The organism is Vibrio sp. Y51_MX_L26 (assembly GCF_024181935.1).
Lineage (GTDB): Bacteria > Pseudomonadota > Gammaproteobacteria > Enterobacterales > Vibrionaceae > Vibrio > Vibrio diabolicus.
In genome coordinates this window covers 15,687-27,841 of sequence record NZ_JAMZAS010000015.1, presented here as the reverse complement: position 1 = coordinate 27,841, position 12,155 = coordinate 15,687, and the positions used below count along the sequence as shown (strand labels likewise).

The window sequence follows — 12,155 nt, the reverse complement described above, 5'->3', positions numbered from 1 at the left end:
TGCAATTTTACTTTCAATTTGTGCCCTTGAGCGCATATAGCCAGACAAGTGAAAGCTGCTTAGTTCAGCTTTAGTGACGTAGCTTGCAGATGAAGCAACGATTTCATCGCGTCCCCATTGAGGTAAACCGTGAAGTGCGCCGAATAAAATTCATGTCCCTTTCATTAGATTATGAATAAGTTATCTCAACTCATCGTTTCATCAATGAGTTCTGTAGAATAGAGCTCAATGAAACATCGGAGGTTAACATGCCAATCTCACTTATTGTCGCCCTGTTCGCCCTTATTGCTTTGGGCGCATGGGTATTTTTTCGTTTCTATAGCAAGCACTATGTGGGCGAAGACGCTCCAGAACAAAGTGCACAGGTAACTATTTTAGATAAGCAAGCTATCGACGTCCCAGATGCACCACCAGGCCAAGACGACCAAGAATATTGGATTTATGTCCAACGCGGTTCTATTGGCCCTAAACGAGAGTTCCAAATTGGAGTGCACTACTACCATGCACTCAACCCTGGAGATAAAGGAACGCTAACCTATCGTGGTAACAAATTCCTTCACTTCGCCATCAAACGTTAAGGCAGTAACCAACGAGTCTTGGCAGAGCGAGAAAAGAGATAGCTCATCGCCAAGGCTCCAGCTCCACTGATAATGATCCAGACTGGAATCACCCATGCGGGATGTCCGGTGTACCAACCAAACGCTTTCATCGGCCATAAGAAAATTGGGTGAAGTAAGTAAATCCCCAAGCTGTGCTGACTGATCACACTCACCACTTTTTGTACTTTTGGTGACAAGCCTTCCCCAAAGTAACGACCGATCATGAAAATCATCGAAGCCGCTAGAATGACATTCAGTGTTTTGTAAGAAAGCCAGCGTCCAACCGTGTACTTCTCCGCCTCTAAACTGTTCGTCACGACCATAGTAAATGTCACAGCCAACGCGACGAGGCCAAACCCTGTAAATAAGGTCACCATAGAGCGGTTCAAAGGCACTTTTTGAAATAGAACATAACCCAGAGGAAGGTAACCCATGTAGAGCCACATTTGGTTACTCCACGGACCATCAATCTTGAACAAAAACAGCGTGCTGGTGAAAAGCCAAAATGCGAGATAGGTATACAACACATTGTCATCAACGTTGCGTACCATCCATTGGAACAACGGAATCACAAAATACAGCGGTATAAAGTAATAGAAGAACCCTAGGTGGTAATACGTCGCGTGGAATGGGCTATTGCTCAATACCTCTTTTACGGTTTCAAAGTCAAACCCTTGAGCCGTCCAGCCAGAGAGGTATGCATAAAACATCGACCAAATAAGAAATGGGACTAAGACTTTGCCTAAACGCCTTTTGATATAATACTTACCGTCAAATGGTCGAGTGTCACTGAGCATCAACGCTCCGGTGATCAGAATGAAAACTGGCACCGCCCAGCGGGTAACGCTATTAACGCCTACCGCCGTCAACCATTGGTCAAACGGGATCACTCCTAACTCATTTCGATAAGGGGCCAAAACGTGAATGGCGATCACTGCCACCGCAGCAAAGCAGCGCAATAAATCAAAAAACAGAACCCTTTCTCTCATACCTTTCCCTACTTTGAGTCGCTTATCGTTTATAGCATAGGGTAAATCTCAGCCAGTGAAATGGTTAACAATCTGTTTTTGCTTATTTTTAACGCAACAATGACCTACAACGGGGATTTCATCACCACTCTAATCAATTAACGAGAACCAAACATCAGCATTCACTCTCGATGCCAAACCCACACAGTTTGATTACATCAACGGCGCATAAGAAACAAAAATGGCTCCGATTTGGAGCCATTTATACCATCTACAGATAGCAATACTGGGAATAGTTACGCAGTAGCAACGTTAGCTTTTGGCAACTTAATCGAAATCAGCGTCGTCAGCGCCAAGAAAGCAAAGGAGACCCATAAGCACGCCGCAAGACCAGCCTCTTGGTAGATCCAACCCGATAATACCGTGCCAATCAAACGTCCCATCGCATTGGCCATGTAATAGAAGCCAACATCCAGAGATACGCCATCGCCTTTGGCATAGCTCACAATCAGATACGAGTGCAGCGAAGAGTTAATGGCAAACACAGCGCCAAAAATCATTAACCCCACAACAATCACCAACTCAGGCTGCCAGCCGATTTGCACACCATAAGCAATACCGCCCGTAATTAACGCAAGAATTCCTGCCCATACTAATGCTGCACTACCATCAGGCACGCGACCTTGCGCTTTGCCAGTAATACGCGGCGCAAAGCCTTGCACAAACCCATAAGCAATGACCCATGCGGCTAAAAAGCCACCGACCCACAAGTGATCCCAGCCAAACACACTGCCAAGATAAATAGGTAGAGCGACCACAAACCACACATCACGCGCCCCAAACAAGAACATACGTGCCGCAGATAAAATATTTATAGATTCGGACTTGGAGAAAATTTGGCGAAACTTAGGTTTGCTCTTTGCTTTACCCATGTCTGCTTCTAGCCAGATCATGCTGCAAACAAACACCAATGCCAGCACACTCGACATAATAAACATCGAGTTTTGGAAGCCCACCCAAGACAACAGCAAGCCACCAACAAAAAAGCCCGCCCCTTTGAGTGCATTCTTCGAGCCTGTCAAAATCGCCACCCATTTGTAGAGTGCGCCTTGCTGCTCGTCTGGTACTAATGTTTTAATCGCACTCTTGGCACTCATCTTGTTGAGATCTTTGGCAATCCCCGACAAAGCTTGCGCCGCCATCACCCAAGGAATCGTCAGCCATGCGTTTGGTACTGCCAGCATCAACAACGCAAACACTTGCATCGCTAAACCAATGTTCATGGTTTTGTTCAGGCCTAACCTTGCGCCCAACCACCCACCAATCAAATTGGTCACCACACCAAAAAATTCATAGAAAAGGAACAGTGAGGCAATAGCTAACGTGGAATAACCCAAGTCGTGAAAATAGAGCACCACCAACATACGCAGCGCTCCGTCGGTCACGGTAAAGTTCCAATAGTTAAACGTCACTAACATGTACTGACGAATACTTTTGCTCAATTGAGAAATCATATTGACCTCTTATGTACAGCGATAGAAGCATTTAGATCATCATGTGCCAAATGCTTATTAACCTGTACACCAACCATAAGGCGATACAACCTTAGTTCGAATTCACAAACACACAGAAATTTAAAAATGGACAAAGATAACCAATAAAAACAAAAGCTTAAATTAAAATCTTTAGTTTTACTGCTGACCTATTTTCCATTATATAAACTGGAAAATAGCTTTTGGATCATGATGTTCCAAAAGCTATTTAAGCTGATCAAGCGTCTTTCGCCACGCGTTCGATGTACTCAAGCTGCACCGGTTTTGTAAACGCACCAGGGCGAAGAGCTTGCACTTCTCGCACGATATCTTCTAACTGCCACTTCTTCTCTAGCAACAAGTGAGCCGCAAACAAACCTGTGCGACCCGAACCGCCCATGCAGTGCATCGCGACTTTGCCACCTTGAGCAAGAATCGCATGCAGTTCCGGACTGGCTTGGTGCCACTTCGCCGCAAATTCTTCACTTGGTGCGCAGTCATCTTCAATCTCGATCTGGAACCATTTCATGCCCAGTTGCTGAGTGGTGTAACCCAAAGCCGCAACGTCTTTCGCTGCTAACTCGCTATCGTCCAATGCGGTAACGACCGCTTGAACCCCCTGCTCCTTCAACTGTTCCAACGACGCTTTCAACTCGACGCCTTTGGTACCCGGGCACGGTGTCAGAACTAATGCACCAGAGTCCAAATCTAATTGCCATGTAGGATGAAACATTATGAACTCCTGTTATGCCAGACCAACGTTTCGAACCAATTCTGCGGTGCGCGTTGCGTATCCCATTTCATTGTCGTACCAGGCGTAAATCTTCACCATTCGTGAGCCAACCACCATGGTGGATTGTGCATCAACGATAGTTGAGCGTTGGTCGCCTTTGTAATCGATCGACACTAACGGACGTTCCTCAAAGCCAAGAATGCCTTTTAGCTCCCCTTCCGACGCCTCTTTCAGCAAAGCATTCACTTCTTCTGCTGTGGTATCGCGTTTTACATCGAAGATGATGTCGGTCAATGACGCATTCGCCAACGGTACACGTACCGCGTGGCCGTTAATCTTGCCTTTTAAATCTGGGAAAATTTCCACAATCGCAGTCGCACTACCGGTAGTGGTCGGGATAAGACTCATGCCGCACGCACGAGCACGGCGCAGATCTTTATGTGGCGCATCCAAAATGGTTTGCGTATTGGTCAAATCGTGAATTGTCGTGAAAGAGGATTGCTCAATGCCCAACTTCTCATGAATGACTTTCACCACAGGCGCAATACAGTTTGTTGTGCATGAAGCGGCTGTCACAATGCGATGTTTTTCAGGGTCGAAAATATGATCGTTCACGCCAACAACAATGTTCGCAATGCCTTCTTCTTTCACTGGCGCACTCACCACCACGCGCTTCACACCTTGATCGAGGTATTGGTCTAGGTACGAGGTTTTGCGGTGTACACCTGTCGCTTCAATCACAACATCGCAGCCAGACCAGTTCACGGCGTCAATGTCACGTTGCTGAGTCGTGGCGATGCGCTTGCCATTGATGACGAGCTCATTGCCCTCAACCTGCACTTCATGGTGCCAACGACCTTGCACTGAATCGAACTCTAATAAGTGGCCAAGCGTCGCTGCATCACCTGCGACATCGTTGATTTGCACAAACTCTAACTCTGGCCAGTCGAATGCCGCTCGCAGTGCTAAACGACCAATTCGGCCAAAGCCATTAATGCCTACTTTAATTGTCATAGTTTTACCCTTTAATCTTCTACCTTGAATCTCTGTTTGCTATTAACAGCAAGCCTCACGACTTTTATCGTGTAAGCGTGTGATGTCGTCTTGGTACTCTTGCTTCAAACAGTTTGATGCCACTAAGTCTTCAATCAGCTTACGCATCCAACCTGGTAGTTGCTGCGATAACTCGTAGTACACCCATTGCCCTCGGCGTTTATCCACCAAGATGCCACTGGAGCGTAACTGAGCAAGATGACGAGAAACTTTCGGCTGACTCTCTTGCAACGCAAACGCCAAGTCACCCACGCAAGTTTCGCCTTCACGGGCCACCAGCATTAAACAACGTACGCGCGTTTCATCGGATAACAGCTTGAAAAACTGATGTGGAAGCATAATAAACATACCTATATATGGATATGCGTATATATTTATTTAACTCTGAAATGTCGTCAAGAGTGATCCCATCATCGTCATAAAAGTTTCACATCGAAACAGCCAATAAAGATTGAGAGAAGAACGGTTAGAGAGAATAAAGATACGGCAGAAATTTACGCGGTTGCGACGTTTTGACTCCAGCGAACCGCTTCGCCTAACGAGAGCTTGACCTCTTCCAAAGACAATCCCAACTGCGTCGTGATTTTTTCAACGCCTGACCAGTCGGCACGCTCGTAACACTCTTCGAGAGAAATCAGCGCACCATAAACCCCCTTGCGATGTAATAAGGCTTGTTGTACGGATTCGCTAAGTGGCAATTGCTTGACTAAAGATTCCACCGACAAATCAAGCATCGCATCTAAAATCGATAATAAGCCGACCATAAACCCTTGTTCGTTGAGGTGGGAAAATGGCTGATAACGCGACATTAATTGGCAGAACTGCGCTCGTTGTAATGAAAGGTGATACAGTTCTCGAGGCTTGTTACTAGAGATATACGACGCCACGACCAAGGAGACAAACTGCTTAAGATTATCCTGACCAAGGTAGATCAAGGCCTGACGAAACGAGCTGATTTCGACAGCGAGGTTTGGCGCTTGCGTATTTACAAAGCGCAATAATTTGTACGACAACGCGACATCTTGCGTAATGATGGTTTCAATACGAGTAAAGTCTGGCTCTGGTGAGCAGACTTCACGAAAAAGCTGTAGCGCTAACACTTGCTCAGGGCTCACGTATTTTGTTTGCGAAACTAATGGCTTACTAAAAAAGTAGCCTTGGAAAAACTTAAAGCCAGCCGCTTTGGCTTGCTCAAACTCTTCTGCGGTTTCAACACGTTCCGCCAAAAAGTGGTATTTGACGCGTTTAGCAAGGTGAGCTTTGACCAACGCACACGCTTTTTCCAGCCCCATTGCCATGATATCGAGTTTAACGATGTGCACGTAAGGTAAGAAGCGACGCCACTCCGGCGTTAAGGTGAAATCATCCAGCGCGATCAAATAACCTTCTCGATACAACTCGCGAATCGCATCGAGAAGATCATCGGTCGGCTGGCAAGTTTCCAGGACTTCGACGACGATTTTGTTTTTTGGCAAGCTGCGCGGTAAGCGGCGCACCAAGCTTTGATGAGGAAAATTGATAAAGCATCGCGAAGAAGCAATCACTGGGTTAGTGCCCAGTGATAGGAAATTCTCGACAATTAATCGGTATGTTGCTCGGTTTGACTCAATATGCGAAGGGTATGCGTTACTCTCCCCATCTCGAAACAACAATTCATAACCCAGCGTCTGTCTTTTGCGGTTAAAGATCGGCTGGCGAGCAACATACGTTGTATTCATGCTAAAGAAGGACCTATAAATGGCTTATGACTTTGCAGCTGCTAATAATGCACCACAACCCATAAACATTGAACCGAAGACTTTGTTTATTTTCCCCATGATTTTATCGGAGCGAATAAAACGTCCCATTTGCGCCGCCAAGGTGGTGTAACCCAACATCACACACGCGTCGATCACAACAGTCGTAACACCAAGCACCAACAGTTGCGTCAGTTGGTCTTGTGCCGGGTCAATAAACTGTGGAAACAACGCCACCAGAAAAACAATCGATTTAGGGTTCGTCAGGTTAATCAAAATAGCTTTGTACAAGAGTGCCTTGCCAGACATGTCTTTGTGGCTCTCTGCCGCTACCAAGCTGGAGGTGTCTCGCCATTTCTGGATACCCAACCAAACCAAATAAGCCGCGCCAACCCATTTAATGACAGAAAATGCCGTTGCCGATTGTGCGACCAGCGCACCAATTCCCGCCCCAACTAACGCAATGTGAATGGCCAAACCAATTTGGAGACCGATCACAGCCCCCAAAGATTTGCTAGTACCGTAACTCAAACCATTGCTGATTGAGTTCACCGTGCCAGACCCCGGAGCCAAACTAAAAACGATTGCAGTTACTACATAAGCTAACCAGACGTGGGTATCCATTGCATTTCCTCACTAATTCTTCGATGATACATCGCGTAAACAACGTATCTTCAGGTAATCGACTAATGGCTACTAACCATTCACCTTTGACTTATACTCAAGAGTCATTATTTGAGCAAGCAATTGGTGGTCCGATCGCGGCACTTTGGCAAACTCGCCAAGAAGGCTTTGTTAAAGGAACTGAGAAAAAGAACATTTACTGGTGCAAACTGACCAACCCAGAACATAAAAAAGCCGTGCTCATCGTTAATGGGCGCATTGAATCTTCCTGGAAATACCAAGAACTGTTTTACGATCTCTATCGCCAAGGCTTCGACGTCTATTCCTTTGACCACCGCGGACAAGGTTTATCAGATCGTCTATTGTCTGACTCAGATATGGGTCACGTCTATGACTTTACTGATTATATTGACGATATGGACGTGGTCGTAAACAAACACGACCTTAGCGACTATCAGCAATGTTTCATCATTGCCCACTCCATGGGCGGCGCAATCGCTACACGTTATCTGCAAACTCACCCAGAACATCCCTTTACTGGTTTGATTCTCAGTGCGCCTATGTTTGGTATTAATCTGCCATGGTACTTATCGCCAATAGCGATTCCAGTGACACAGATTATGTCAGCGGTATCGACTTTGCCACGTTATGCGCCAGGACATCAGGCCTACTTTCCTAAGCCCTTTGAAGATAACCCGCTCAGCCAAAGCTATGGTCGCTACCAATGGTTCCGAAATCTCTATACGGAAAAACCGGAACTGCAAGTCGGTGGCCCGAGCACACGATGGGTATGGCAAGGGCTAATGGCAGCAAAACAATGCTTTTTATTGACTCGCCAAGTAAAAGTACCGGTGCTTCTGATTCAAGCTGGGAACGATCGTATTGTCAGCAATCTGGCACAAAAACGTTTTATCGATAAATTGCGTAAAACCAACCCACATACGGAGCTGCTTTCTATCGAAGGCGCACAGCATGAGATCTTATTCGAGACCGACCTGTATCGTAATCAAGCACTCGATGCAATCTTCCGCTTTATGAATGACCCGAAATCATCGCCAAACGAAAAAACATAATAAGAACTCTAGGCGACCATTTCACGGCCATGATTAAAGAGGAAATGTCTGCACATTGATTTACCCTCTTTTTCATCCTCATTTTGACGTACACTGCTTGGGTCTGGCTGCGTTGAACCATGCAGATGCAACCGACCAAAGTTCCCCCGCATTCGGAGCAGCATGATCTAGTCAGTCTGCTGTACTCCGTTTGCAATCACCTGTTCCACACTATCCAAACCGTTTACGAGGACTTCATGAGCACATCGCTACCTTGCAAAGAGATCACTAAAATCGTTGCCTCTGATCTGGATGGCACGTTACTCGCACCAAACCATCAGCTCAGTGCTTACTCAAAAGAGACGCTAAAAGCGCTGCATGAAAAGGGTTACACCTTTGTCTTTGCAACAGGCCGTCACCACGTAGACGTTGCGAGCATCCGTCGTCAGGTCGGAATTCCGGCTTACATGATCACCTCGAACGGTGCCCGTGTGCATGACCAGGAAGATCAACTGATGTACAGCGAGAATGTCCCTGCAGAACTGGTTCAAGGCGTGATCGACACGATCAAGCACGATCAAGAAATACTTATCCACATGTATCAAAATGACAGTTGGTTGATGAACAAAGACGACGAAACATTGCGTGATTTCCATGACGAATTCACATACGTCTTATTCGATGAAGACCAAGCGCCAACTGACGGTATTGCGAAAATCTTCTTCACCCATCCGGCACAAGATCACGAACGCTTGGTGGTGTTTGAAAACAAACTACGTGAACAATTTGGCGATAAGCTGAATATTGCGTTTTCAACACCATGGTGCTTGGAAGTAATGAGTGCAGGTGTGTCTAAAGGCCATGCTCTTGAAGCGGTAGCGAAAAAACTCGGCCTCACGTTAGAAAATTGCGTGGCATTTGGTGATGGCATGAATGACGTAGAAATGCTGTCGATGGCAGGTAAAGGATTGGTCATGGGTACATCACACGAGAAAGTGATGAAAGCATTGCCAAATAACGAAGTGATTGGCAGCAATGCAGAAGATGCGGTTGCACACTACCTACAAGAACACTTGCTGTAAGCTGCAATACTCCAAACAATAACAAAGGGCTGCACATTCGCAGCCCTTTTCTTTTATCGCTGACTTGGCAACTTCTCTTTGCCAAGGATCGCTTCCCACTCTTCTTCTGTCACAGGCATGATCGACAAACGATTTCCACGTTTCACCAATGGCATGTTCTCAAGTTCTGGCATCGCTTTCATCACCGATAACGGAATCACTCGCGTCGTTTTACGCACGAATTCGACATCCACCATAATCCAACGCGGGTTGTCTGGGTCTGACTTTGGATCGTAATAATCGCTTTCAGGATCGAACTGGAAATGATCGGGATAGGCTTCTCTCACGACTTTAGCAATACCGGCAACGCCAACATTCTTGCAAGAAGAGTGATAAATCAGGACTAAATCGCCCACCTTTACTTGGTCACGCATCATATTGCGCGCCTGATAATTACGAACTCCCTCCCAACATGAAACCTTTTGGGTTCGAAGCGTGTCAATAGAAAAGGTATCTGGTTCAGTTTTAAATAACCAATATGCCATAATGCCATCCGATGCCGATTGAGTAACAATAATGAGGAAGATATAACATGAAGGCTTTGAAAAACCCAGTGGCGCTTGCCACTCTGCTGGTTCTGCAAGCATGTAGTTCGCAGCCGCCACAATCTGGCGCTGCCGACCCAAATTCTCCACCAGCCACCTTAGATAAGCCTGACACCATTCAACCTCAAACCTTTATGCTACGTGGAAAAGTGATCGTCGGTCACGAGAGTCAATACATCATGCCTTGTGGCAGCGACAAGCAATATTGGTTACAACTGTCACCACAGCAAATGCAACGAGCAATTCAGTTAAATAACGAGCCTTACCAGACCATGTATGGCGAGGTTATCGGCCATCTCAACCCACCGGGCATCGATGGGTTCTCTGCCGATTTCGATGCTAACTTTGTCGTGGAACAAGTGAACTTCCTCACAACGGAAAATCCAAACCGTTGTCAGCAACCAAACAAACCAACTCGCGTGTTTGGTAATGAGCCTTCTTGGTCGGCAAGCTTTGAGGCTAATGGACTGACATTCCAGCAAATCGGCAAACAAACCAAAAAATTAGCGATTAAGAGCAGTCAACTTCAACCTCGCCAGCGCACATATCAACTACAAGATGGTGAACTTCGCCTAACAGAAAACCTCTGCTCAGATACGATGAGTGATTCTTTGTATGGCTGGAAAGCGACGCTAAAACATGATGGCGACACTTATCAAGGTTGTGGTACGGCTGCAAACGTGGACGCTACGCTTAGCTGGGCCAATACCTATGTCGCGACTTCAACCCAATCACAAGGTTTTGAGGTGCAAATGACCTTAAACCCAGACCACAGCGCCACAACAAAATACAGTTACGCCAATGGGCAGGCACCGTTAATCGAGCGTGGGTACTGGCAACAATTAAGTCCGTCTCAGGTTCTAGTCGTCATGACGCATCATCAACAACAAAGACTGATGTCAGAGCGACTGTTTACGCGAGAAGGCAATCAGCTCAAAGCGACCAAAGAAAAAGTCGGTAACTTGGTATACCCAATCGCCGATGGTGGTTTAGTGCTTTACCCTGCCACCACTCGTGATGAGGGCATGATGCAACCAGCCGAGAAACGCGCCAACAAGCCCATCAGCAGTGCAGACGTACCTTCTAGTGCGGAGTTTGACTCAAAAGTAGATGCCGCCGTGCGCAACTACTTCTTCATTCACCAAACCAACCCCAACAACAACCAGTACCGTTGGCTAACTTATGACCTCAACGGCGATGGTAACGAAGAGCTATTAGTACAGCTGGATTGGTGTGGTTCCGGTGGCTGTACATTGCTGATATTTGAACATCACGAAAAAGAGTGGCGCTTCAATAGCCGCATCACACTGGTACAAAGCCCGATTATGCTCGGCCAACAAACCTCTCATGGCTGGCGAGATCTTATTTTTAATGTCAGCGGTGGCGGATCTAAGGCAGCCCAACACGTGATGCAATACAGTGGGGTTAGCTACCCACTCAACCCAAGCATGGCACCAACGGCAACGCCAAACCAAATCAGTGGCGTGCGTCTGTTCTCGGATGGGATTAGCCCGGTTCGCGAAGGAGTTCGTCTGTAATGTCGCAACCGTGTCCAAATTGTGGTTTTCAATTCAACTGTATGTGCTCACTGGTGCCGAAACTTACCAGCGAGCACAACATCTTACTGTTGATGCATCCGAATGAACTGACGCGTGATACTAATACTGGCCAGCTACTAGAGCAGTGCCAACTCAATATTGAGCGAGTAATCTGGGACCGAAAACAACCACCAGAAGAATTGCTCGCTCGATTAGCTGATCCGTCACTGTATCCAGTGCTTCTATTCCCAAGTGAAGAAAGCGTCACACTCGAACATGTGGCGCTCCAAAGCCAGCAACAAACCAAAAAGCCGCTGTTTATTATTTTGGACGCTACCTGGCAAGAGGCGCGCAAGATGATCAACAAGAGCCGTTGGTTAGAAAGTATCCCTACTATGGCGCTGTCTGCATCGGCGGACTCGCAATATCAGCTGCGACGCAACCAACAACAAGGTAACTTGTGCACGTTTGAAGTCGCTGCACATTTACTCGGACAACTAGGCGAGCAAAATAACCAGCAAAAAATGCTCAAATTCTTTGCTCACTACCTTGCACTATTTCAAGCCGAAAAAAGTGGACACGCTCTCAAGCAATCACCGAGCTAACGCAACTAAAACCGAATTGCTCAAAATAAAAAACGCAGCCAAGGCTGCG

General features: G+C 46.6%; 13 protein-coding genes. 5 read left to right on the top strand and 8 right to left on the bottom strand.

Annotated elements, in window-relative coordinates; genetic code table 11:
* Positions 1 to 248: 248 nt before the first annotated feature.
* Positions 249 to 578 (top strand): DUF2500 domain-containing protein, encoded by a 330-nt coding sequence (locus NL645_RS21100; protein WP_012841295.1) that lies wholly within the window; start codon positions 249 to 251, stop codon positions 576 to 578.
* On the opposite strand, the gene NL645_RS21095 is transcribed toward NL645_RS21100, so the two are convergent.
* From NL645_RS21095 to rhtB, 7 genes are all read right to left on the bottom strand, one after another.
* On the bottom strand, positions 575 to 1,588 hold the full coding sequence (locus NL645_RS21095; RefSeq protein ID WP_005393819.1) for an acyltransferase: 1,014 nt from the start codon (positions 1,586 to 1,588) through the stop codon (positions 575 to 577). The genes NL645_RS21100 and NL645_RS21095 overlap by 4 nt on opposite strands.
* Before the next feature lie 275 nt (positions 1,589 to 1,863).
* Positions 1,864 to 3,081: an organoarsenical effux MFS transporter ArsJ gene (gene arsJ, locus NL645_RS21090; protein WP_145533187.1), complete on the bottom strand. Its 1,218-nt coding sequence runs from the start codon at positions 3,079 to 3,081 to the stop codon at positions 1,864 to 1,866.
* A gap of 256 nt (positions 3,082 to 3,337) precedes the next feature.
* Positions 3,338 to 3,832: a cyclin-dependent kinase inhibitor 3 family protein gene (locus NL645_RS21085; protein ID WP_253652339.1), complete on the bottom strand. Its 495-nt coding sequence runs from the start codon at positions 3,830 to 3,832 to the stop codon at positions 3,338 to 3,340.
* A gap of 12 nt (positions 3,833 to 3,844) precedes the next feature.
* Positions 3,845 to 4,846: an ArsJ-associated glyceraldehyde-3-phosphate dehydrogenase gene (locus tag NL645_RS21080; protein ID WP_005393824.1), complete on the bottom strand. Its 1,002-nt coding sequence runs from the start codon at positions 4,844 to 4,846 to the stop codon at positions 3,845 to 3,847.
* 42 nt (positions 4,847 to 4,888) lie between these two features.
* A complete protein-coding gene (locus NL645_RS21075) occupies positions 4,889 to 5,224 on the bottom strand; it encodes a metalloregulator ArsR/SmtB family transcription factor (protein WP_005393826.1) in 336 nt (111 codons plus the stop codon).
* Positions 5,225 to 5,379: 155 nt separating this feature from the next.
* On the bottom strand, positions 5,380 to 6,603 hold the full coding sequence (locus NL645_RS21070; RefSeq protein ID WP_005393827.1) for an EAL and HDOD domain-containing protein: 1,224 nt from the start codon (positions 6,601 to 6,603) through the stop codon (positions 5,380 to 5,382).
* A gap of 24 nt (positions 6,604 to 6,627) precedes the next feature.
* Complete coding sequence (gene rhtB, locus NL645_RS21065) at positions 6,628 to 7,245, bottom strand: homoserine/homoserine lactone efflux protein (protein ID WP_253652338.1); 618 nt, start codon at positions 7,243 to 7,245, stop codon at positions 6,628 to 6,630.
* Between the two features lie 65 nt (positions 7,246 to 7,310).
* On the opposite strand from rhtB, the gene NL645_RS21060 reads away from it, so the two are divergent.
* Both NL645_RS21060 and NL645_RS21055 read left to right on the top strand, forming a co-directional pair.
* On the top strand, positions 7,311 to 8,318 hold the full coding sequence (locus NL645_RS21060; protein ID WP_253652337.1) for an alpha/beta fold hydrolase: 1,008 nt from the start codon (positions 7,311 to 7,313) through the stop codon (positions 8,316 to 8,318).
* Between the two features lie 236 nt (positions 8,319 to 8,554).
* Positions 8,555 to 9,379 (top strand): Cof-type HAD-IIB family hydrolase, encoded by an 825-nt coding sequence (locus NL645_RS21055; RefSeq protein WP_182035005.1) that lies wholly within the window; start codon positions 8,555 to 8,557, stop codon positions 9,377 to 9,379.
* Positions 9,380 to 9,432: 53 nt separating this feature from the next.
* Here NL645_RS21055 and NL645_RS21050 read toward each other — a convergent pair whose 3' ends face one another.
* Positions 9,433 to 9,903, bottom strand: coding sequence for an EVE domain-containing protein (locus NL645_RS21050; RefSeq protein ID WP_114324079.1), 471 nt, complete (start codon positions 9,901 to 9,903; stop codon positions 9,433 to 9,435).
* Positions 9,904 to 9,950: 47 nt separating this feature from the next.
* Here NL645_RS21050 and NL645_RS21045 point away from each other — a divergent pair, with 47 nt between their 5' ends.
* Both NL645_RS21045 and NL645_RS21040 read left to right on the top strand, forming a co-directional pair.
* On the top strand, positions 9,951 to 11,501 hold the full coding sequence (locus NL645_RS21045) for a COG3650 family protein (RefSeq protein WP_253652336.1): 1,551 nt from the start codon (positions 9,951 to 9,953) through the stop codon (positions 11,499 to 11,501).
* Complete coding sequence (locus NL645_RS21040) at positions 11,501 to 12,106, top strand: tRNA-uridine aminocarboxypropyltransferase (RefSeq protein WP_253652335.1); 606 nt, start codon at positions 11,501 to 11,503, stop codon at positions 12,104 to 12,106. Before NL645_RS21045 ends, NL645_RS21040 begins: the two co-directional genes overlap by 1 nt.
* Positions 12,107 to 12,155 lie beyond the last annotated feature (49 nt).

Bases quoted from the DNA above. Each gene is read 5' to 3' on its own strand.
- NL645_RS21040 (WP_253652335.1), top strand. From the start codon at position 11,501: ATGTCGCAACCGTGTCCAAATTGTGGTTTTCAATTCAACTGTATGTGC.
- NL645_RS21080 (WP_005393824.1), bottom strand. From the start codon at position 4,846: ATGACAATTAAAGTAGGCATTAATGGCTTTGGCCGAATTGGTCGTTTA.
- NL645_RS21075 (WP_005393826.1), bottom strand. From the start codon at position 5,224: ATGCTTCCACATCAGTTTTTCAAGCTGTTATCCGATGAAACGCGCGTA.
- NL645_RS21055 (WP_182035005.1), top strand. From the start codon at position 8,555: ATGAGCACATCGCTACCTTGCAAAGAGATCACTAAAATCGTTGCCTCT.
- rhtB (WP_253652338.1), bottom strand. From the start codon at position 7,245: ATGGATACCCACGTCTGGTTAGCTTATGTAGTAACTGCAATCGTTTTT.
- NL645_RS21085 (WP_253652339.1), bottom strand. From the start codon at position 3,832: ATGTTTCATCCTACATGGCAATTAGATTTGGACTCTGGTGCATTAGTT.
- NL645_RS21060 (WP_253652337.1), top strand. From the start codon at position 7,311: ATGGCTACTAACCATTCACCTTTGACTTATACTCAAGAGTCATTATTT.
- NL645_RS21045 (WP_253652336.1), top strand. From the start codon at position 9,951: ATGAAGGCTTTGAAAAACCCAGTGGCGCTTGCCACTCTGCTGGTTCTG.
- arsJ (WP_145533187.1), bottom strand. From the start codon at position 3,081: ATGATTTCTCAATTGAGCAAAAGTATTCGTCAGTACATGTTAGTGACG.
- NL645_RS21070 (WP_005393827.1), bottom strand. From the start codon at position 6,603: ATGAATACAACGTATGTTGCTCGCCAGCCGATCTTTAACCGCAAAAGA.
- NL645_RS21100 (WP_012841295.1), top strand. From the start codon at position 249: ATGCCAATCTCACTTATTGTCGCCCTGTTCGCCCTTATTGCTTTGGGC.
- NL645_RS21095 (WP_005393819.1), bottom strand. From the start codon at position 1,588: ATGAGAGAAAGGGTTCTGTTTTTTGATTTATTGCGCTGCTTTGCTGCG.
- NL645_RS21050 (WP_114324079.1), bottom strand. From the start codon at position 9,903: ATGGCATATTGGTTATTTAAAACTGAACCAGATACCTTTTCTATTGAC.